General features: G+C 61.0%; 21 protein-coding genes and 1 tRNA gene. 12 read left to right on the top strand and 10 right to left on the bottom strand.

The features are described from left to right. Positions 1-30 precede the first annotated feature (30 nt). From msrB to E0502_RS04030, 3 genes are all read right to left on the bottom strand, one after another. Positions 31-435, bottom strand: coding sequence for a peptide-methionine (R)-S-oxide reductase MsrB (gene msrB / locus E0502_RS04020; RefSeq protein WP_137676654.1), 405 nt, complete (start codon positions 433-435; stop codon positions 31-33). Positions 436-512: 77 nt separating this feature from the next. Beyond that, positions 513-1,184: a glutathione S-transferase family protein gene (locus E0502_RS04025; RefSeq protein ID WP_137676655.1), complete on the bottom strand. Its 672-nt coding sequence runs from the start codon at positions 1,182-1,184 to the stop codon at positions 513-515. Between the two features lie 79 nt (positions 1,185-1,263). Next, positions 1,264-1,653 (bottom strand): hypothetical protein, encoded by a 390-nt coding sequence (locus tag E0502_RS04030; RefSeq protein ID WP_240048848.1) that lies wholly within the window; start codon positions 1,651-1,653, stop codon positions 1,264-1,266. Between the two features lie 59 nt (positions 1,654-1,712). On the opposite strand from E0502_RS04030, the gene E0502_RS04035 reads away from it, so the two are divergent. Further along, entirely contained in the window at positions 1,713-3,143 is a 1,431-nt protein-coding gene (locus tag E0502_RS04035) for an NAD-dependent succinate-semialdehyde dehydrogenase (protein ID WP_137676656.1), read from the top strand. 12 nt (positions 3,144-3,155) lie between these two features. Here the strand turns inward: E0502_RS04035 and E0502_RS04040 are convergent, their stop codons facing one another. Further along, positions 3,156-3,809: a hypothetical protein gene (locus E0502_RS04040; protein WP_137676657.1), complete on the bottom strand. Its 654-nt coding sequence runs from the start codon at positions 3,807-3,809 to the stop codon at positions 3,156-3,158. Positions 3,810-3,954: 145 nt separating this feature from the next. Between E0502_RS04040 and E0502_RS04045 the strand changes: the two genes are divergently transcribed. The 5 genes from E0502_RS04045 (at position 3,955) to E0502_RS04065 (ending at position 8,021) form a co-directional block, all read left to right on the top strand. Then, a complete protein-coding gene (locus E0502_RS04045) occupies positions 3,955-5,061 on the top strand; it encodes an S-(hydroxymethyl)glutathione dehydrogenase/class III alcohol dehydrogenase (RefSeq protein WP_137676658.1) in 1,107 nt (368 codons plus the stop codon). A 39-nt stretch (positions 5,062-5,100) separates the two neighbouring features. Then, positions 5,101-5,481, top strand: a complete 381-nt coding sequence (locus E0502_RS04050; protein ID WP_137676659.1) for a VOC family protein — start codon at positions 5,101-5,103, stop codon at positions 5,479-5,481. 14 nt (positions 5,482-5,495) lie between these two features. Beyond that, positions 5,496-6,005 carry a prolyl-tRNA synthetase associated domain-containing protein gene (locus E0502_RS04055; RefSeq protein ID WP_137676660.1) on the top strand — a complete coding sequence of 170 codons (510 nt, stop codon included), beginning with the start codon at positions 5,496-5,498 and terminating at the stop codon, positions 6,003-6,005. Beyond that, complete coding sequence (gene fghA / locus E0502_RS04060; RefSeq protein ID WP_137676661.1) at positions 6,005-6,844, top strand: S-formylglutathione hydrolase; 840 nt, start codon at positions 6,005-6,007, stop codon at positions 6,842-6,844. Before E0502_RS04055 ends, fghA begins: the two co-directional genes overlap by 1 nt. A gap of 88 nt (positions 6,845-6,932) precedes the next feature. Further along, positions 6,933-8,021 (top strand): histidine kinase dimerization/phosphoacceptor domain -containing protein, encoded by a 1,089-nt coding sequence (locus tag E0502_RS04065; protein ID WP_137676662.1) that lies wholly within the window; start codon positions 6,933-6,935, stop codon positions 8,019-8,021. A gap of 325 nt (positions 8,022-8,346) precedes the next feature. Here the strand turns inward: E0502_RS04065 and metW are convergent, their stop codons facing one another. Both metW and metX read right to left on the bottom strand, forming a co-directional pair. After that, positions 8,347-8,955 carry a methionine biosynthesis protein MetW gene (gene metW / locus E0502_RS04070; RefSeq protein ID WP_137676663.1) on the bottom strand — a complete coding sequence of 203 codons (609 nt, stop codon included), beginning with the start codon at positions 8,953-8,955 and terminating at the stop codon, positions 8,347-8,349. Continuing rightward, positions 8,948-10,072: a homoserine O-acetyltransferase MetX gene (gene metX, locus E0502_RS04075; RefSeq protein ID WP_137676664.1), complete on the bottom strand. Its 1,125-nt coding sequence runs from the start codon at positions 10,070-10,072 to the stop codon at positions 8,948-8,950. The genes metW and metX overlap by 8 nt, the downstream gene beginning before the upstream one ends. 131 nt (positions 10,073-10,203) lie before the next feature. Between metX and hisC the strand changes: the two genes are divergently transcribed. Further along, positions 10,204-11,319, top strand: a complete 1,116-nt coding sequence (gene hisC, locus E0502_RS04080) for a histidinol-phosphate transaminase (RefSeq protein WP_240048849.1) — start codon at positions 10,204-10,206, stop codon at positions 11,317-11,319. Continuing rightward, positions 11,316-12,221: a prephenate/arogenate dehydrogenase family protein gene (locus E0502_RS04085; protein ID WP_137676666.1), complete on the top strand. Its 906-nt coding sequence runs from the start codon at positions 11,316-11,318 to the stop codon at positions 12,219-12,221. The genes hisC and E0502_RS04085 overlap by 4 nt, the downstream gene beginning before the upstream one ends. On the opposite strand, the gene E0502_RS04090 is transcribed toward E0502_RS04085, so the two are convergent. From E0502_RS04090 to ftsE, 4 genes are read right to left on the bottom strand one after another with little or no spacing between them, the layout of a single operon-like run. Further along, on the bottom strand, positions 12,215-12,901 hold the full coding sequence (locus E0502_RS04090) for a lysophospholipid acyltransferase family protein (protein ID WP_137676667.1): 687 nt from the start codon (positions 12,899-12,901) through the stop codon (positions 12,215-12,217). The two genes, E0502_RS04085 and E0502_RS04090, sit on opposite strands and share 7 nt — an antisense overlap. Positions 12,902-12,907: 6 nt before the next feature. After that, a complete protein-coding gene (locus tag E0502_RS04095; protein ID WP_137676668.1) occupies positions 12,908-13,438 on the bottom strand; it encodes a YdcF family protein in 531 nt (176 codons plus the stop codon). Then, a complete protein-coding gene (locus E0502_RS04100) occupies positions 13,435-14,367 on the bottom strand; it encodes a cell division protein FtsX (RefSeq protein WP_240048850.1) in 933 nt (310 codons plus the stop codon). The genes E0502_RS04095 and E0502_RS04100 overlap by 4 nt, the downstream gene beginning before the upstream one ends. 2 nt (positions 14,368-14,369) lie before the next feature. Beyond that, entirely contained in the window at positions 14,370-15,104 is a 735-nt protein-coding gene (ftsE, locus tag E0502_RS04105; protein ID WP_137676669.1) for a cell division ATP-binding protein FtsE, read from the bottom strand. A gap of 155 nt (positions 15,105-15,259) precedes the next feature. Between ftsE and E0502_RS04110 the strand changes: the two genes are divergently transcribed. From E0502_RS04110 to E0502_RS04125, 4 genes are all read left to right on the top strand, one after another. Next, a complete protein-coding gene (locus E0502_RS04110; protein ID WP_137676670.1) occupies positions 15,260-16,177 on the top strand; it encodes a zinc-ribbon domain-containing protein in 918 nt (305 codons plus the stop codon). 140 nt (positions 16,178-16,317) lie between these two features. Continuing rightward, positions 16,318-16,405: transfer RNA gene (locus tag E0502_RS04115), tRNA-Leu, on the top strand. Positions 16,406-17,071: 666 nt separating this feature from the next. After that, positions 17,072-18,508, top strand: coding sequence for a DNA modification methylase (locus tag E0502_RS04120; RefSeq protein WP_137676671.1), 1,437 nt, complete (start codon positions 17,072-17,074; stop codon positions 18,506-18,508). Between the two features lie 28 nt (positions 18,509-18,536). After that, positions 18,537-19,064, top strand: a complete 528-nt coding sequence (locus tag E0502_RS04125; RefSeq protein WP_137676672.1) for a DUF5681 domain-containing protein — start codon at positions 18,537-18,539, stop codon at positions 19,062-19,064. Positions 19,065-19,264: the final 200 nt, after the last annotated feature.

Below are 19,264 nucleotides of genomic sequence, written 5' to 3' on the forward strand. Positions count from 1 at the left end.
CGCGTGAACGGCCCGGCGGCTTTCTTCCGCCTATTTCTCCTCCGCTTCGAAGTCCAGCGCCGCGCTGTTGATGCAATAGCGCAGCCCGCCCTGGTCCTGCGGGCCATCGGGAAAAACGTGCCCCAGGTGGCCATCGCAGTTCGAACAGGTGACTTCGGTCCGGATCATCCCGTGCGACATATCGCGGTGTTCATCCACCGCACCGCCCTCTGCCGGCTTCGTAAACGCCGGCCAGCCGCAGCCGCTGTTGTATTTCGCATCGCTTTCGAACAGCTTGGTGCCGCAGCCCGCACAAAAATACTCGCCGGCCTCGTAATGCTTGTCATATTCACCGGTGAAGGCGCGTTCCGTGCCTTTTTCGCGCAGGACATGGAACCGCTCGGGGCTGAGCCGCTCACGCCATTCTGCAGCGCTTAGATTTCTGATGTCGTTCATGCAAATGCTCCTTCGTCAGGAGATATAGGGAGCCAAGCCCGGTCGATCCACCGGTGCCCTATCCATCCACCGAAGCCCTATCCATCGACCGAAGCATAGTGGCTGGGGGGCTGGATCACTTCCATTCTTTCTGACAGCAACGGGCGGAAGCTGGGACGGCTCTTGATCACCGAATACCAGCTTTTGGCCGATTTGTGCTGATCCCAATCGATCCCGCCAAGATAGTCCGCGACGGAAATCTGCGCCGCTGCGGCAAGGTCTGCCAGGCTCATGCGCGGACCGGCGATCCAGGTGCGGTTGTCGATCAGCCAATCGATGTAATCGAGGTGGCCGTGGGCCATCTTCATGGCCCCGCTCAGCCGCCGCGAGTCAGGCGGCTGGCGCAAGATGATCCGCTTCTTCATCTTCTCGTGCATCATCGGCCCGGTCACATCGTTGAAGAAACTCTCATCGAACAGCGCAATCAGCCGCCGGATTTCGGCACGTTCCTTCGAAGTGCCGTTGATCAAAGGCGACTGTTCGGTCGTTTCTTCGAAATACTCGCAGATCGCGCGGCTGTCACACAGGGTCGTTTTCTTGTCCGGGTCGTGCAGCACAGGAGTTCGTCCGGCGGGGTTGAGCGCCCAGAATTCGTCGCGATTGTCCCACGGGTTTTCACGCCACAATTCATAGCCGACGCCCTTCTCGCTCAGCAGCAGGCGAACCTTGCGGCTGAACGGGCAGAGCGGAAATTGATAGAGGCGCCACATGGCCTTCGTTCATGGCGCAAGCCGCGGCCCGCGTCCATATGCCAACGCCGATATGTCGGTGGATTTCAGACGGTTTGCGCTAAAGTCCCGAGGCGTCGAGCAGCAGCAGGCACGCGGGCATCGCGTCTTCCAGCGTATCGTCTTCCCGAAGCTTGCGCGCCTCCATCGACAGCAGCGCGGCAACCGCCTCTCGGTCCATCCCCGTTTCGTCCATCAGCCGCGCCGATGCCCGCACGAAAAATTCCCGTCCGCGCTGACCGAGTGGCGGGAACCGGGCGGCCTTCGCATTGCCGCGCGTTTGCCCGTCAGCGACAATCGCAAAGGCGGCAGAACACCGCAGCGCGGTTTGCTGTTCGAGCGAGAGTTGCAATCCGCCTTGCGCCGAAGCGTTTGATGCAGCCAGCGGCGCAGAAGGGATACAAATCGCCAGCAGTAGCGGGAACAGAGCGAGCTTGCCGTGGATAGTCATAGATAAGCCCCTAGATGGGGATTCCTGAACATGCACCTGACAAAAGAGAGTTTACCTCCATGAGCACCTTCCCCGACCTACATCTGCTGATCGCTGGCGAACAAGTCTCTGGCGGCGGCCGCAAGACCGAAGACGTGATCAACCCGGCGACCGGCGAAGTGCTGACGCAGCTTCCCCATGCGACAAGCGAGGATCTGGACCGCGCGCTCGATGCGGCGGAGCAGGGTTTCCGGGAATGGCGCACCACGTCGGCGGACAAGCGCGCCTCGATCCTGACCAAGGCGGCAGGCCTGATCAAGAAGCGTGCCGGAGACATCGCTCAAAGCCTCACCCGTGAACAGGGCAAGCCGCTTGGCGAAGCCAAGGGCGAGACCATGTACGCCGCCATGCTGCTCGAATTTTACGCCGGCGAATGCAAGCGGCTCTACGGGCGGACATTGGTGAGGCCTGAAGGCAGCCGGGTCGAAATCCAGTACCACCCGGTCGGGCCGGTGGCGGGCTTCGCACCGTGGAATTTCCCCACACTCAACGTTATGCGCAAGATTGGCGGCGCTCTTGCGGCGGGTTGTTCGACCATCGTCAAGCCGAGCGAGGAAACCCCAGCCTCGGGCATCGCAATCGTGCAGGCGCTGCTCGACGCGGGCGTGCCGGGCAACGTGGTACAGTGCGTGTTCGGCGTGCCGAGCGATGTCAGCGAACATTTGCTGGCCAGCCCGGTTATCCGCAAGCTGACCTTCACCGGCTCGACCGCAGTCGGCAAACAGCTGGCCAAGCTGGCGGCGGATGACCTGAAGATCTGCACCATGGAACTGGGCGGTCACGGGCCGGTGCTGGTGTTCAACGACAGCGATGTCGATCAGGCGCTCGATACGATGGTATCGAACAAGTACCGCAACGCCGGGCAGGTCTGTGTCAGCCCGACGCGCTTCCTGATCGAACAGGATGTGTTCGAGAAATTCCGCGACGGCTTCGTCGAGCGGGCAGAGAAAGTTAAAGTCGGCAACGGGCTGGAACACGGCACGCAGATGGGCCCGATGGCCAACAGCCGCGGTCTCGACAACATGGAAAAGCTGATCGGCAACGCCAAGGACAAGGGCGCGAAACTGCTCACCGGCGGCGATCGGATCGGCAACCAGGGCTTTTTCCATGCACCTACAGTCCTGAGCGAAGTGCCGACCGATGCGGACATCATGAACAACGAACCCTTCGGCCCGGTCGCGATCCTCAACCCGATGAGCGGAGAGGACGCGATGATCGAGGAAGCCAATCGCCTGCCCTATGGCCTTGCCGCCTATGCCTGGACCGCCGATCCGGCGCGCCGCCGCCGTCTGGCCGCGGAAGTCGAAGCCGGGATGCTGGCGATCAACACCGGCGGTGTGAGCGCAGTCGATGCGCCGTTCGGCGGGGTCAAATGGTCAGGCTATGGCAGCGAAGACGGCCGCGAAGGCGTGATGGCCTGCATGGTGCCAAAGGCTATCCACGAGGGATAATGCGCCCCAGCCTTAGTTGACCGGACGCGGCGTGATCTTGGCGCTGGACAGCACATTGCGATTGGACAGGTCGGCCACCAGCAGATGATACTGCCCGCCCTTCACCAGCAGCACCGACAGCCGCGTCTCGTCGAGCATTTCGAGATGCTTGATCCGGTCGAACCCGCTGGCGATCGAAATCAGCTCCAGCTCCTCCATCGAACCGGCGAGGAGCAGGCGCTCGCTTGTTTCGTCAGTCAGAATTTCAGTTTCGATCAGCACATACGCCGGCGGATCGATTGGCGTGTCACGTTCGTCGGGCACGTAGCTCCTGGTTTCGCGCAGAGCCCCGGCTTCCGCTGCGACGAACCACACATCGTGTACGAAGCCGTCGTTGTCAGGCAGCAACTGGATTGTTTCGCCGCTTTCCCGGTCGATCAGCAGCGCGTTGCGCTGGCGCGAGGGCTTCGAATAGGAGGAGAATTTGCCGCCCGAAGGCACGCCGAAGGATGCGTAGAGCCAAGGCGTTCCCGGCAAGCTGCCCACGCTGGTGATTTGCAACGTGTTTCCTGCGCTATCGCGCTCCGTTTCGACCGGGTCGCTGCGATCGGACCGGTCCGAACCACACGCCCCTAATGCCAGAGACAGCGCCAGCATTGCCAAACCGCTTGTCCATCTTGCGCGCATCGTATTCTCCTTTGAGGGCAGACTGGCATATAGCTGGCGCGGCGCAAAGCGCCGTGAATGCGGTCGGTTGCAAAAGAAATACTGGCCATGCGGCGCCAGCCCGCGCAATGGTGGCCGCGTACGAGTCGAGAGGAAAAACGCCCCCATGAAAACCCGCGCCGCTGTCGCCTTCGAAGCCAAGAAACCGCTCGAGATCGTCGAGCTCGACCTTGAAGGGCCGAAGGCGGGCGAAGTGCTGGTGGAAATCATGGCGACCGGCATCTGCCACACCGATGCCTACACGCTCGACGGGCTCGACTCCGAAGGAATCTTCCCGTCGATCCTCGGCCATGAGGGCGCCGGGATCGTGCGCGAAGTCGGTGCAGGCGTGACCAGCGTGGTGCCGGGCGACCATGTGATCCCGCTTTACACCCCCGAATGCCGCCAGTGCAAAATGTGCCTCAGTGGCAAGACCAATCTGTGCAGCGCGATCCGCGAGACGCAGGGCAAGGGACTGATGCCCGACGGCACCAGCCGGTTCAGCTACAAGGGCGAGACGATCTACCATTATATGGGCTGTTCGACCTTCTCCAACTTCACTGTGCTGCCCGAAATCGCCGTTGCCAAAATCCGCACCGACGCGCCGTTCGAGACGAGCTGCTATATCGGCTGCGGCGTCACCACCGGGGTCGGCGCAGTGGTCAACACGGCGAAGGTCCAGCCGGGCGACAATGTGGTGGTGTTCGGGCTCGGCGGGATCGGGCTGAATGTCATCCAGGGCGCAAAGATGGCCGGCGCGGACCGCATCGTCGGCGTCGATATCAACAATTCCAAGCAGGAATGGGGCGAAAAGTTCGGCATGACCGACTTCGTCAATCCGAAGGAAACGGCCGATGTGGTCGCCCATCTCGTCGAGCTGCTCGACGGCGGGGCGGATTACAGCTTCGACTGCACGGGCAACACCGACGTGATGCGCCAGGCGCTGGAATGCTGCCACAAGGGCTGGGGCACCAGCATCATCATCGGCGTGGCCGAAGCCGGCAAGGAAATCACCACCCGCCCGTTCCAGCTGGTGACCGGGCGCAACTGGCGCGGCACGGCGTTTGGCGGGGCCAAGGGCCGGACCGATGTGCCCAGGATCGTCGACTGGTACATGAACGGCAAGATCGCCATCGACCCGATGATCACCCACACGCTGACGCTGGAAGAGATCAACAAGGGCTTCGACCTGATGCATTCGGGCGAGAGTATCCGCAGCGTCGTGGTCTACTGATCGCACAACGACGATATCCAACATCAAGGAGAGAGAACTATGTTCAGTCACGTAATGGTAGGTGCCGACGATATCGACGCCTCGAAGACATTCTACGACGCCTGTTTCAAGGCGCTGGGCGGGCGTGAAGCTTCGGTCGATCCCAAAGGGCGCCTGATCTACATGCACAATGGCGGAATTTTCCTCGTCAGCCAGCCGATTGACGGCGGCGCGGCATGCGGGGCCAACGGCGGCACCATCGGCTTTGCAGTGGAAAGCGAAGAACAGGGCGATGCTTGGCATGCCGCCGGCGTCGCCAATGGCGGCACCGCAATCGAAGACCCGCCCGGCATCCGCGAAAGCGAAATCGGCAAGATGTATCTCGCCTATCTGCGCGATCCGGCCGGCAACAAGATATGCGTGATGAAGCGCCTCGGCTGAGGGCCGACACAGTCATGACGAAACGGCGCGGCGAGGACGATCTGATGGCCGATCTCGCCGCGCTTTCGATTCAGCATGAAGTGCACGAACATCGCGCGGTCTTCACGGTCGAGGAGAGCCGCGACCTGAAGGCACATATTGCCGGAGCGCATACCAAGAACCTGTTCCTGAAAGACGCGAGCGGCGCGTTCTGGCTGGTCACTGTGCCGGCCGAGGGCCGCGTAGACCTCAAGGCGCTGCCGCAGGCGATAGGGTGCAAGCGGGTCAGCTTCGGCAAGGCGGAGGATATGGAGCGGCTGATCGGCATCGCGCCCGGTTCGGTCACGCCGCTGGCGATGATCAACGCTGAACCCGGCACCGTGACAGTGGTGCTCGAGGCCGGTTTGGCCAAAGCGGACCGCGTCAATGTTCATCCGCTGCGCAACACCGCCACCATGGGCCTGCCCGGCGTGGATATTTTGCGTCTGCTGGCGCATTGGGGGCATGAGCCGGTAACCGCAGAAATCCCGACCAAGGACGATTGATGACCCTCGAAACGGTTTCCGAAAACAAAGCGAATGGCGGAACGCAGGGCGTCTACACCCATGCCTCTGCCGAAACCGGCACCGAGATGACTTTCTCGGTTTTCGTCCCGCCGCACGAGAAGGGCGCGAAGCTGCCGGTGCTGTGGTATCTCTCGGGCCTCACCTGCACGCACGCCAATGTCACCGAGAAGGGCGAGTTTCGCGCTGCCTGCGCGGAGCACGGGATCGTCTTTGTCGCGCCGGACACCTCCCCGCGCGGAGACGATGTGCCCGACGCATCGGACGAATATGATTTCGGCAAAGGCGCGGGCTTCTATGTCGATGCGGTGCAGCAGCCATGGTCTAAACACTACCGCATGCGCAGCTATATCGAGCGCGAACTGCCAGACGTGCTGGCCGCGAATTTTCCGGTCGACATGGCACGCCAGTCGATCACCGGCCACAGCATGGGCGGCCACGGCGCGCTGACCATCGGACTGCGCAATCCGGACCGATTCAAATCAATCAGCGCCTTCAGCCCGATCGTCGCCCCGAGCCAGGTGCCATGGGGCGAGAAGGCGCTGGGCCGCTATCTGGGTGAAGATCGCAAAGCGTGGCGCGAACACGACGCTGTCGCCCTGATCGAGGACGGCGCGCGGCACGATCACATACTGATCGACCAGGGCACCGCCGACCAGTTCCTCGACGAACAGCTTCAAACCCACCGCTTTGCCGGTGCCTGCGATGCCGCCGGAATCGACGCGACGATCCGCATGCAGGAAGGGTATGACCATTCGTATTACTTCATCTCGACCTTCATGGCCGAGCATGTGGCGTGGCACGCGGAATGGTTGGGGTGAGGATAAAGCCGCGAATGTCTGCTAACGACCCGATACTGGACATCGGATGCAAGTTTCACAACCGTGACGTTCCTGCTACTACGGTCAAATGAAACCATCCCTACATCCTCAGGAAGAGGAGCGCCTTAGGGAGCTTCATAGATACGGCATTCTGGACACCGAGCGGGAAAAGGATTTCGATGAGTTAGTCGAGATTGCTTCGGACATATGCGAGGTTCCTGTTTCGGTCGTGAACTTCATCGACGCGGGACGCCAGTGGTTTAAAGCTGAGGTTGGCCTTGGAGTTCGATCCACCCCGCTAGAAACGAGCTTGTGTGGCCACGTCATCCTTCAAGGCGACTTCGTGGAAATTCCCGATACGCTTCAAGATCAACGGATGGCCGATAACCCCTTATGCACGTCCGAGCCAGGATTTCGTTTTTATGCTGGAGTAGTTCTTAAAGGAACGAACGGTCTTCCTCTCGGGACTCTATGTGTTCTTGATCACAAACCGCGAACTCTTACTGATCGCCAGCGCAAAGTTCTGAGAGTGTTGGCGAAACACGTCATGAGCGAACTCAATCTTCGGCTCGCGCTAGAAGAAGAGCAAGTTCTTCGGAGAGAGGTTGATCATCGGGTAAAGAACTCGCTGGCCTCAATCGGTGCAATGCTCTCGATGAAAGCCCGCAGGACATCGAATGAGACGCTGAAACTCGAATTAGAGGACGCGAGCACGCGGATTCGATCCCTTTCCTCGCTTCACGCCGAATTGCACGAGCTGGAAGCCAGCCGCCATGTCGACCTGAAGTCGTTGTTCGAACGGGTACAGACAGACCTGCGGTATCTCATTCCGGACGATGCAAAGCTATCCATTGACGTTCAGGCCATCGAAGCGACACCTCAATTGGCGAATGCTTTGCTACTGATCGTGAATGAGTTTGTCTCCAACAGCGTAAAGCATGGCCTCAAGGACGGGCATGGGACAATCTCGATAATCATCGGGGGCGACGCCCATTCGTGGTCGATCTTGTGCCGAGACAATGGCACGGCGACGGCAGAAGATGCCGAGATGGCCATGGCGAAATCAGGATTGGGCACTAGGGTTATCCATTCCCTAGCGAACTCGCTAAATGCCCGTGCCCAATGGGTCGCCTCCGGCGAAGGTATGGAGCTCAAAGTGACGGCACAGCCCAACTGAAGTGACCGCTAACCACCCAATAGCTGCCATTTTCCTACAGGCTCATCAGGCGCTATAGCTACCGCGCGCGCTCCCACCGCCGAACCGGATTGCGCCAGATTTTTGGACATGCGGAATAGGCTAAACCGATTTTGCGCCGCCGGGTGTAACCCTGTTGGGTTTTGAAATTCCTTTCAAAACAGAGACTTGCAAACTCCAACAGGGTGACACGTGTCACCTTATTCCTACAGGTGGAGGTCCAATCCCGTCATTGCGAGCAATCCAGTGCTGCTCCGCGCATTTCCGGATTGTTTCGCTACGTTCGCAATGACGAGGAAAGGGGAATTCAGCCCCCACTCACCTCGAACAACGCGTATTCGGCGCGCCAGTTTGCGCCGCCCTCGCCGATCTCGCGCTCGCGGGTGAAGAACCAGCGGTTCTCGATTGCGATGCCCAGATCGCTGGCGAGCGCTTCGAAATCCTTTACCGTCACATGGTGGATATTCTGCGTCGCATACCATGTGACCGGCAGGTGGCGGGTCACCGGCATCCGGCCCTGGCTCATCAGCGCCCAGCGCATCCGCCAGTAAGCGAAATTGGGGAAGCTGACGAAGGCACGGCGGCCGACGCGCAGCAATTCACGCATCATGTGGTCGGGCCGCGCGGCGGTCTGCAACGTCTGGCTGAGGATGGCCACATCGAACGCGCCATCGGGGTAGAAGGTGAGGTCGCGGTCGGCATCGCCCTGCACCACGGAAAGCCCCTGCGCGACGCACCGTTCAACGCATTCCGGGTCGATCTCGATCCCGCGCGCATCGGCCTGCTTGTCGCGCTGGAGCGCGGCCATCAGCACCCCGTCACCGCAGCCGACATCGAGAACCCGCGCACCGTCTGGCACATGGTGCGCAATGACCGCGAGGTCAGGCCGCAAAGTCGATGCGCGCAGCTCAGCCATCGAGGAAGCCTTTCACCACCCGGTCGAGCGCGGGCACATCGAGCAGGAAACTGTCATGCCCGAACGGTGCGGACAATTCGACAAAGCTGACCGGCGCGCCTGCCGCATTGAGCGCGTGGACAAGATGGCGGCTCTCCGCCGTCGGGTAGAGCCAGTCGCTGTCGAAGCTGACGAGGCAGAAGCGCGCCTGTGCGCCGGCAAAGGCATCGGCCAGCTTGCCCTCTTTCCCGTCCTTCGCATGCTCTTCCGCAATGTCGAAATAATCCATCGCGCGGGTGATGTAGAGATAGGAATTGGCATCGAACCGGCGGGTGAAACCGCTGCCCTGATAGCGCAGATAGCTCTCGATCTGGAAGTCGGCGTCGAAGCCGAAAGTCTTCGCCCCCTTGGTGCCGTCGGGCCGGTCCTGCAGCCGCCGCCCGAATTTTTCCGTCAGACCTTCTTCGGAAAGGTAAGTGATATGCGCCGCCATCCGCGCCACAGCGAGGCCGGCGTCGGGCGTGGTTTCGCCGGTGTAATACGCGCCGTCCCGCCAGTTGGGATCGGCCATGATCGCTTGCCGCCCGACCTCGTGGAAAGCGATGTTCTGCGCTGAGTGGCGCGCGGTGGTGGCAATGGCGAGGACCCGGGCTGCACGATCCGGCCAGTTGGCAGCGAGGCTGAGCGCCTGCATTCCGCCCATGCTGCCGCCGACCACCGCCTGCAGTTGCTCGATGCCGAGCCCGTCGAGCAAGGCCACCAGCCCGCGCACCATGTCGCGCACGGTAATGACGGGAAAGCGCATCGCATAAGGCGCGCCATCCGCCGCGAGCGACTGCGGCCCGGTCGAGCCCATGCAGCTGCCGATCACATTGGCGCAGATAACGTGGTAGCGATCAGTGTCCACCGGCTTGCCCGGCCCGACCATCCGTTCCCACCAGCCGGGCTTGCCGGTAACGGGATGCGGGCTGGCAACATATTGGTCGCCGGTCAGCGCATGGCAGACAAGGATCGCATTGCTCTTGTCCTGCGCCAGTGCGCCATAGGTCTCGTAAGCGATCTCCACGCCCGACAGCGACTGCCCGCTGTCGAGCGGCAAGTCGGCGGGGAGTGCAAATATGTGGGAGGTCGCGCTCAAATCTGGCCTTGGGTCACGAGAAACAACAGTGCTTCGACAAGCTTGGCACTTGCGGGTTTAGACGCCCGCTCTTTAACCGTTCGCCCCAAGCTTGTCGAAGGGCTGTATTTCTTTATGGCCTGAAACCCGAAATGGCACACAAGGACATTATGACCGGACCGCAGCCCAAACCATGGATCGAAGCGATCCACGCCTATGTCCCGGGCAAGGCCAAGGGGTCGGACGGACGCAAGCTGGTCAAGCTTTCGGCCAACGAGAATCCGCTTGGCACCAGTCGTGCCGCGATTGAGGCTTTCGCCAAGGCAGCCGGGGCGGCGCGCTATCCGGATCCCGATGCTGGCGAACTTCGTGCGGCGATAGGACGGCTGCACGGGGTCGACCCGGCTCGCATCGTATGCGGCACCGGATCGGACGAAGTGCTCAATCTTGCGGCGCAGGCATACGCGGGGCCAGGTGACGAAGTGCTGTTCAGCCGGTTCAGTTTCTCGGTTTACGACATCGCCGCACGGCGCTGCGGCGCGACGCCGGTCGAAGCGCCGGACAGCGATTATGCAACCGATGTCGACGCGTTGCTGGCGGCAGTGACCGAGCGCACGCGGGTGGTCTTCGTAGCCAACCCGAACAACCCGACCGGAACCTATCTGCCGAAAAGCGAGATTGCGCGGCTCCATGCCGGGCTGCCGGACGACGTGCTGTTTGTGCTCGACCAGGCCTATGCCGAATATCTGACCGAGGACGAGGATGATGGCGGGCTGGAGCTCGCCGCCGTGCATGACAATATTCTGGTCACCCGGACGTTCTCGAAGATCTACGGCCTTGCCGGCGAGCGGATCGGCTGGGGCACAGGCGCACCGGGCATCACCGCGTCGCTCAATCGCATCCGCGGGCCGTTCAATGTGACCAACCACGGCCAGGCTTCGGCAACCGCCGCACTGGGGGACCAGCAGTTCGTGACAGCATCGCGCGAACACAACTCCGCCGAACTCGCCCGCTTCGAAGCCGCAATGAGCGCACTCGGCAATCACGGCATTCGTCCGATTCCCAGCAAAGCCAATTTCAGTCTCGTGCTGTTCGTAGGTTCGCTCGAAGCGGCCACAGCACTCGATGCGCTGGCCGCAGGCGGATACGCGGTGCGCCATTTGCCGGGTCAGGGCCTGCCGCACGCCCTGCGGATCACCATCGGCACTGCCGAACAGATGGACGAAATTGCGCGCATCATCCGTACTGCAGCGGAACAGGCGGGATGAGTATCGAGCGCGTCGCGATCATCGGCCTCGGCCTGCTTGGCGGTTCGCTCGGTCTCGCCATTGCGGAGCGGATGCCGAAGATCGCGACCGCCGGCTACGACGCAGACCCTAATGTCCGGCTGCGCGCCGCCGAACGCGGACTGGTCGACCGGGTGTGCGACACACCGGCGGAAGCGGCCAGCCGCGCCGATCTTGTGATTTTCTGCGTCCCGGTCGGCGCGATGGAAGCGGCGGCGATCGAACTGGCCGCGGCCCTGCCGACGCATGCCATCGTCAGCGACGTCGGCTCGTCCAAGCAATCGGTCGCCAAGGCGCTGGCCGCGGCACTGCCCAAGCACACCATCATCCCCGCCCACCCCGTCGCCGGGACGGAGCGGAGCGGGCCCGATGCAGGCTTTGCCAACCTGTTCAGCCACCGCTGGTGCATTCTGACACCACCCGAAGGCGTCGAAGCACAAGCCGTCGCGACTCTGAGGCAATTCTGGGAATCACTTGGCGCACTGGTCGAAATCATGGACCCGGCCCATCACGATGTCGTGCTCGCGGTCACCAGCCACATCCCGCACCTGATCGCATACACGATTGTCGGCACCGCTTCGGACCTGGAAGACGTGACCCAGGGCGAAGTGATCAAATATTCTGCCGGCGGTTTCCGCGATTTCACCCGCATCGCCGCATCGGACCCTGTCATGTGGCGCGACGTGTTCCTCAACAATCGCGAGGCGGTGCTCGAAGTGCTCGGCCGCTTTACCGAAGACCTGTCATCGCTGCAGCGCGCGATTCGCAATGGCGACGGTGATGCGCTGTTCGACCTGTTTACCCGGACCCGCGCCATCCGCCGCTCGATCATCGAGCAAGGTCAGGACGATGCGCGCCCCGATTTCGGGCGAAAGGATCACTGAGGATCGTTGAGCGCGTTGATGGCTTTGGTGACGCGCGCTTCGACTTCCGCGCGGGGCAAGCCCGGCGGCACGATCTCACCGAATTTGTAGGTGATCGTCCCCGGCCGTTTGAGCCAGCGATGATAGGTTGGCCCGCTGTTCACTGCGACAGGGACGACCGGCAATCCGATCAGCTTGTAAATTCCGGCGAAGCCAGCGCCCAGCGGCCTGATTTCGCCATGCGGAACCCGCGTGCCTTCGGGAAAAAGCACAAGCTCGCGCCCTTCGGTGGCCAGCTGGCGCGAGGACCTTATCATCGCCCGCAACGTCTTCGCGCCCTGTTCCCGTGCCACCGGCACCAGACCATAGCGGAGCGCGGCCCGGCCCCAGCCCGGAATTCTGAACAACTCCGCCTTGGCAAAAACCGCCGGATAGCCGAACAGCACCGGGCAATCGATGGCTTCGAAAAAGCTTTCATGCTTGACTGCATAGAGGACCGTTTCCGCCTCCAGCCTGCCTTCGATGACCACGTCAATGCCGAGTAGACGGGTCACGCACCAACGATGGAACTTGCCCCATTTGCGCACCACGCCCCTGAAAGCTTCGCGATTGACCGGCATTACCGCGAGCGCTGCCAAGACGTAGAACGGGCTGACGAAGTAGAACGCCGTGTAGAATGCAAGGTTTCTAAGCAAGACCATCGTGCTTCACCCGAGCCACAAACCAGATACCCAGCTTGCCAGAAACTTGTGGTATTCGAGAAACAGAATGCGAAGCGATGGTTCGGTCGGCACGGCATCCGCTCTGATAATCAGGTCATCGGGAACAGTTCGCGCCAGTTCGATGCGCGCCCGGCGCATGTGCCAATCGCTGGTCACCAGCCGGATCGAGGAAAACTTGTGTTCGGCGAGCCACTTGGCTGTTTCCGTCGCATTCCCTCGCGTGTCGACCGCAAGCGAACCCAGCGTGATGCAGCATTCCATCAGCGTGGGCGGCACCTCGAACTGGACTGCGAATTCGTTCGGCCTGACCTCAGGATCGACACCAGTGACCAGCATTGCATTGACCTTGCCCGCCTCAAGCAATTCAATACCATGCTCGATCCGCCCGGCAGCCCCGGTCGGGACAATCGCCGCATCATCTGTAGCGCTTTCAAGCGGACCGGGCAGCGCAATGGTGAACCACGCAAAACCGAGGAACCAGAGCACCGCAACAGAAGCCAGCAGACGGCGGATCATAGCATCCGCCTCAACGCGGCAATCACTGTGATGCGGGCGGTCAGCATGGCCAGTGCCACAGCGATCAGCGGAATGGCTGCAATCATCACCCAGTCCGTCCAGCCGAGACCGCCAGCAGCCATCATACCTGATCCAAGAGCGGCGAACTGGCGCCCGAGAAACAAGATCGCCGCGAGACCCATCGCCAGCCCCACCGCACCGCCAAGGGTCGCATCGAAACCGATCGAGCGTTCGAATATGCGCGCAATCTGAGCATCTGTCCCGCCCAGCATATGCACCACTTCGATGGTTCCACGGTTACTGCCAAGTGCGCTGCGTGCTGCCAACCAGACTGCCGCAGCGCTCGTCATGGCAAGCAGCACCACCAGTGCCAAAGCCAGATATTGCATCGAAGACAGCGCACCGAACACCGGCCCCAGCCAACTCGCCTGCGCATCGATCCGCGCATCGGGCGCGCGCTGGACCAGCATGGCCTGGAGTTCATCCAGCGTGTCCTGCGTAGCATCGCTGCGGAGACGCACGTCAATCAGTGCGGGAACCGGCACCGCCTGGCTTGCTGTCCCTACGCCGAGCCATGGTTCCAGCAGGGCATCGAGCTCCTCATCCGGTACGCGCCGGGTCGATGCCACCGCCGGACTGGCCTGAAGCATTTCCTCGACGATGCGTGCCTGCCGTTCTCGTTCCTGCGGCAGCGCTTCGAGCACCTGAACCGTTGCCCCTGCCGCCAGCTCGGTCCGCGCACTTTCAGCAACATTGCGCATCGCCAGACCGCCCGCGGCGGCGATGACCACCAGCGTGACCATGATCGCGATGACCCATGGCATCGGACCGGCGAGCCGCGCTTGCGGCACCAGCTGCGCTGCGCGTTCGCCGCCGAAGCGGTTGAAGCCGCGCGCAATCTTGCGGCCCAGAGTTGGTGGCTTTTCCACGTTCACGACAACCGGTCACGCTTGACCGCAGGTCTGGGTGGATAGCGCAAAGCACCCGTGGGATCGGACAATTTGCCCTTGTCCAGCCGCATGATCAGCGATTCGGGGACTTTCTTTAGCAAATGCACATCATGTGTCGCGACCACGACCGTCGTGCCGAGCCGGTTGAGCGCTTCGAACAGGCGAAGCAGCTTCAAAGCCATCTCGGGATCGACGTTGCCGGTCGGCTCGTCGGCAACCAGCATGTCGGGTCGGCCAATCACCGCGCGAGCGATGGCCACACGCTGCTGCTCTCCGCCGGACAGCGTGGCAGGCCGGTCATCGATCCGGTGTGACAAGCCGACCCAGTCAAGCATATCTGCAACCGGCTTGCGCAGATCCTCTTCACGCACACCCGAAACCCGCAATGGCAGCGCGACATTGTCGAACGCGGAGAGATGCGGGATGAGGCGAAAGTCCTGGAACACCACGCCGATGCGCCGCCTGTATGCCGGCAATTTCTTTCGCGCCAGCGTGATAACGTCAGTGCCGAACATGCGGATCGCTCCACGCGACGGGCGCTGAGCCAGGTAAAGCAGCTTGAGCAGCGATGTCTTGCCAGCCCCGCTTGCTCCGGTGAGGAAATAGAAACTGCCGGGAAACAGCGTGAAGGAAATGTTGCTCAACACTTCGCGGTCGGGGCCGTAACGCAGCCCGACATTGTCGAACGCCACCACTTCGTTGTCCGGCGCATTCATGGCCGCGCACGCCGAGCATGTTGGGATTCGAAGGAAAATTGCATTGTGCTGCGCCTATAGCCGCCCTTCAATGTGGAAAAAAGACAATGTGCGTGCTGCCCACAGCCGTGAAGCCTTGTTGCTCCTGTCACACGGACGTAAAGACATCAGTCACCATGATTATCGCCTGCCCAGCCTGTTCGACGCGCTATGTCGTTCCCGATAGCGCAATTGGCGTGGACGGCCGAACCGTGCGTTGCGCCAAATGTCGTCATAGCTGGTTTCAGGACGGGCCGGAAATCAAACTGCCGGGAGAACCGGCGACAGAGGCAGTGCCAACTCCCAAGCCCGGCTTCGACGGAGTGCAGCGAAACGAGCGGGCACGGCCGGCTTCGGGTTCGGCTTCGCCCCCCGCACCGACACATGCATCGGCTCAGGCATCGAGTCGGGTGTCAACTCCGGCGTCACCTTCCACTACACCGTCACCGTCACCGGTTGCGGACGATGAAGACGGCGCACCCCCTCCGCCGATACAGCGCGAGGCCAAAGCGGGAGTTGCGGACGAAATTACCCCGCCAGTGGTTGAAACCACTCCCGCGCCGGAACCCGAATCATTCGATGACGACCACTCGCAATTCGATTATCAGCCGCCGTTCCGCGGACGGCGCAATCCGCTGAAGATCTGGACCGCTGCGGCCGCAGTGTTCGCCTTGCTGGCGACCGGGACGGTGATCGCAGCCAGCTATTACGGCTTTCCCGACTGGGTGCCTGTGAGCCGACCGACATTTGGCTTGGGCGATGACAATCTGGTGCTCGATTTCCCGGCCGACCAGCAAGAGCGCCGCACCCTGCCCAATGGAACCGAGTTCTACGGTGCGAGCGGCACAATCACCAACACCGGCCGCGAAACGGTCAGTGTGCCGTCGATCCTCATCGTCATGCGCGATCAACGCGAGCGTCCGGTCTACAGCTGGGAAGTTGTACCGCCGCAGGATTCGCTCGCTCCGGGTGAAAGCATGACAATCAACGAAGCGGTCACCAACGTGCCCAAGTCTGCCAAATTCGCAGAGATCGGATGGAAAGCGCAACGCTGACTCCGTCAAGGTGATGCGCGATTTCTGGCTCGTGAGCGTTTCGTTGCGCAAGACAGCAATCAATCGCTTGCGCAGTCAAAACCCCTTTGCTAGTGGCGCGCTCCTACCAAGCGGGGCCAAAGGGCCCTTGTTGACTGTGTGCGGTCGTGGCGGAACTGGTAGACGCGCAACGTTGAGGTCGTTGTGGGTGAATAACCCGTGGAAGTTCGAGTCTTCTCGACCGCACCAAACAGTCCTGAGTGGAATTCAATACATAGCTGGATGGCGAATAGCCCTTTTGCTTGGCGAGTCGAAATTTCCAGATGAAGCACTGGTGCGCGACGCAGTTGTCGCCGGACTAGTCTCACCTGCGAATTTCACTGCAAGCAGGGTATTTAGCAGGGAAATCTCGAAAGTTCTGACCCCAATGCGCGTGTCTAGCCTTCGTAAGGCCACGAATTCTCGCGTCTTTCCCCGCGAATTCCCTGGCAGTTGGAGCAGGGAATTCTTGATACCTGAGCAGTGAAGTCGAACCGTCCAGGCAAGGAACGCAAAGTCCCGCCGCAAGGTAAGGACTTATCGGGCGCAGGCACACGAGACTTTCGGTCTCTCAGAGGCAGGTGAAAGATTTTTCAAGAAAGTGCTTGCGCTGTGATTCACCCTCTGATTCCATAAAGACATCGCCGCAACGATGGGGCGAGAGACTAAGGCTGATTGGAGGCCCGTGGTCTCGCCGGTCAATATGAACCGGTTGCCTTGGCATCGTTGTGATCCATGGAAGGAATGCGAGCTGATTTTGCTCCTGCGGAACGTACCGCAGGACGGTCGGTTGCGTCACGCCCTTCCATGCAAGTCAGCCCGCATTGCCTTCTCAATAGCGTGCCTTGGCACGCCCAAAGAAGAGGGAAATGAACAATGGGCACTATCACCCAGACCAAAACCAAGCAGGCCCTTGCCGAGAAAACCAAGGCCGCAAAGTCAAAGAACAAGCACGAGACGAAGATTGCCGCGCTCGCGGCTACGGCACCCGCTGACCTTCTCTGCGATATGCAACTGGAGCGGCGCGCGCTTGCCTCGCTCAAGGGATTGTCGAAGCGTGTGCGTCGGTCGGAGAAAGACCAGGTCGAGCGCGTGGCGCGCAGCATTGCAGAGCTCAAACAGTCCGCACCTGTGCTGATCGATCAGTCGGGCGAAATCATCAATGGTCATCTCGTGGTCGAGGCGTTGCGATCACTTGGCGCGCAGGAAGTCTTGTGCGCGGTCATCGATCACCTCGACGAGGACGAACGCGCGCTGCTGCATGTGGCGCTGAACAGGATCGGTGAGACCGGAGCTTGGGACCTTGAAGGCCTCGGCGACCTGCTGGTCGAATTCGATGACATCGGGTTCGATCTGGCAACAACCGGTTTCAGTATGCCCGAGCTGGATATCATCATGAGCCCGCCGACTGATGAAGAAGGAGGAGCCTCGGAAGAGGTGCCCATTGCTCTTCCCTCATCGCCGATATCGCGGGTCGGCGACCTGTGGATCCTCGGCGACCACCGCCTGCTCTGCGGCGATGCAACGGATGCTAGCTCCTACAAAGCTCTCCTCAATGACGAGCTTGCCGACATGATCTTCACCGACTGTCCGTGGAATATTCCGATAGCAGGCTTCGTCAGTCCGAAAGGCAAGCACAAGGATTTCGTCCAGGGTGCCGGCGAGATGGGCGAAGAAGAGTTCATCGGCTTCTGCTGCGATTTCCATGAGCTCGGCACTGAGCGTCTCACCGACGGCGGTGTGTTCTACTCCTGCATCGACTGGCGTTCGGTGCGTATCGTCATGGCGACGGGAATGGCTTCTGGCCTACGCCATATCAATACCGCTGTATGGAACAAAGGATCGGGCGGAATGGGATCGCCTTATCGTTCGGCTCATGAGCTGGTGGTCATCTTCTCCAAGGGCGCCAAGCTTGCCGTGAACAACATCGAACTCGGTAAGCATGGCCGTGACCGAACGAACGTCTGGACGTACCCGGGAGCAAACCAGCCCGGGTCTTCTGCTAACAATGCGCTCTCGCTTCACCCCACAGCCAAACCGATCGAGCTCGTGCGGGATGCCATGCTCGATGTGACCAAGCGCGGCGCGCTGGTCCTTGATCCATTCATGGGGTCTGGCACGACAATCATTGCGGCCGAAACCTGCGGCCGTCGTGCAGCCGGTCTCGAACTCGACCCAAGCTACGTCGATGTCATCATCAAGCGCTGGGAGCAGTGGACTGGCGGCAAGGCCATTCACGCAGAGACCGGGCTCAACTTTACCGAGCTTGCGCATTTGCGCGTGCCGGAAACCGACGAGCCTGAGAACGCTTGAGCAGATCGATTGGATGGGGAGCATCGAGATGTCTGACGATTATGAAGTCGGCTACGGTAAACCGCCGAAGAGCGGGCAATGGGCGCCGGGACAAAGCGGCAACCCGGCAGGCAGCTCGAAAAAGGCGAAAGCCAAGAAGAAGCTCAAGACGCTTGAGGGCTACTACCTGGAGTCATCGAACGAGCTCGTCGAGGTAACGTTCGGCGGCAAGAAAGAACAGATGCCCATCGGCAAGGCGATCATGAAGTCGATGATGTACGACATCCTGAAGGCAGGCCCCAAGCTGAAGCTCGAGTTTCTCGAGAAGCACAAGAAGCTGGGCCTCGAAGGATTGCAGGCCCTCTTGATCGAGGAAGAGGAGTGTCCTGACGAACTGCCGCTCTCGCCTGAAGAGTTGCTGCTTATCGAGGCCATCAAAGCCGAGATGGCTGCGGAAGAGGCCATGAAAAACCAAAAGGACGATGGAGACGGCATGGATTGCGACCCGGAAGGAGAGGCCGCGAGCGCCGAATTTGAGGTGGATTTCGAGGAAACGCTTACCGTTCGAGAGTGCTGAGTAGGTGCATGAACTACAGGGCTTTGCGCGGCCACTGGTGCGTTTTGCATTGTCGCCTTGTCATCTTATCGAATTGTACGCCAACACCCGTCCGGGCGCCGTCCCACAAAAAGGACATGCCCAATGGATACCGTCTTCACGCCAATCCCGCACCACGGTGATTCGGCTTTAATTCTACCCCCAAGCCGGTGTGTCAGCCG

It is taken from the genome of Parerythrobacter lutipelagi, assembly GCF_005434975.1.
In the GTDB taxonomy this organism is placed as follows: Bacteria; Pseudomonadota; Alphaproteobacteria; order Sphingomonadales; family Sphingomonadaceae; genus Parerythrobacter_A; species Parerythrobacter_A lutipelagi.

What these genes read in the sequence shown, in the direction of transcription:
- msrB (WP_137676654.1), bottom strand. Translation starts at nt 435, where the DNA reads ATGAACGACATCAGAAATCTAAGCGCTGCAGAATGGCGTGAGCGGCTC.
- E0502_RS04025 (WP_137676655.1), bottom strand. Translation starts at nt 1,184, where the DNA reads ATGTGGCGCCTCTATCAATTTCCGCTCTGCCCGTTCAGCCGCAAGGTT.
- E0502_RS04030 (WP_240048848.1), bottom strand. Translation starts at nt 1,653, where the DNA reads ATGACTATCCACGGCAAGCTCGCTCTGTTCCCGCTACTGCTGGCGATT.
- E0502_RS04035 (WP_137676656.1), top strand. Translation starts at nt 1,713, where the DNA reads ATGAGCACCTTCCCCGACCTACATCTGCTGATCGCTGGCGAACAAGTC.
- E0502_RS04040 (WP_137676657.1), bottom strand. Translation starts at nt 3,809, where the DNA reads ATGCGCGCAAGATGGACAAGCGGTTTGGCAATGCTGGCGCTGTCTCTG.
- E0502_RS04045 (WP_137676658.1), top strand. Translation starts at nt 3,955, where the DNA reads ATGAAAACCCGCGCCGCTGTCGCCTTCGAAGCCAAGAAACCGCTCGAG.
- E0502_RS04050 (WP_137676659.1), top strand. Translation starts at nt 5,101, where the DNA reads ATGTTCAGTCACGTAATGGTAGGTGCCGACGATATCGACGCCTCGAAG.
- E0502_RS04055 (WP_137676660.1), top strand. Translation starts at nt 5,496, where the DNA reads ATGACGAAACGGCGCGGCGAGGACGATCTGATGGCCGATCTCGCCGCG.
- fghA (WP_137676661.1), top strand. Translation starts at nt 6,005, where the DNA reads ATGACCCTCGAAACGGTTTCCGAAAACAAAGCGAATGGCGGAACGCAG.
- E0502_RS04065 (WP_137676662.1), top strand. Translation starts at nt 6,933, where the DNA reads ATGAAACCATCCCTACATCCTCAGGAAGAGGAGCGCCTTAGGGAGCTT.
- metW (WP_137676663.1), bottom strand. Translation starts at nt 8,955, where the DNA reads ATGGCTGAGCTGCGCGCATCGACTTTGCGGCCTGACCTCGCGGTCATT.
- hisC (WP_240048849.1), top strand. Translation starts at nt 10,204, where the DNA reads ATGGCACACAAGGACATTATGACCGGACCGCAGCCCAAACCATGGATC.
- E0502_RS04085 (WP_137676666.1), top strand. Translation starts at nt 11,316, where the DNA reads ATGAGTATCGAGCGCGTCGCGATCATCGGCCTCGGCCTGCTTGGCGGT.
- E0502_RS04090 (WP_137676667.1), bottom strand. Translation starts at nt 12,901, where the DNA reads ATGGTCTTGCTTAGAAACCTTGCATTCTACACGGCGTTCTACTTCGTC.
- E0502_RS04095 (WP_137676668.1), bottom strand. Translation starts at nt 13,438, where the DNA reads ATGATCCGCCGTCTGCTGGCTTCTGTTGCGGTGCTCTGGTTCCTCGGT.
- ftsE (WP_137676669.1), bottom strand. Translation starts at nt 15,104, where the DNA reads ATGAATGCGCCGGACAACGAAGTGGTGGCGTTCGACAATGTCGGGCTG.
- E0502_RS04110 (WP_137676670.1), top strand. Translation starts at nt 15,260, where the DNA reads ATGATTATCGCCTGCCCAGCCTGTTCGACGCGCTATGTCGTTCCCGAT.
- E0502_RS04120 (WP_137676671.1), top strand. Translation starts at nt 17,072, where the DNA reads ATGGGCACTATCACCCAGACCAAAACCAAGCAGGCCCTTGCCGAGAAA.
- E0502_RS04125 (WP_137676672.1), top strand. Translation starts at nt 18,537, where the DNA reads ATGTCTGACGATTATGAAGTCGGCTACGGTAAACCGCCGAAGAGCGGG.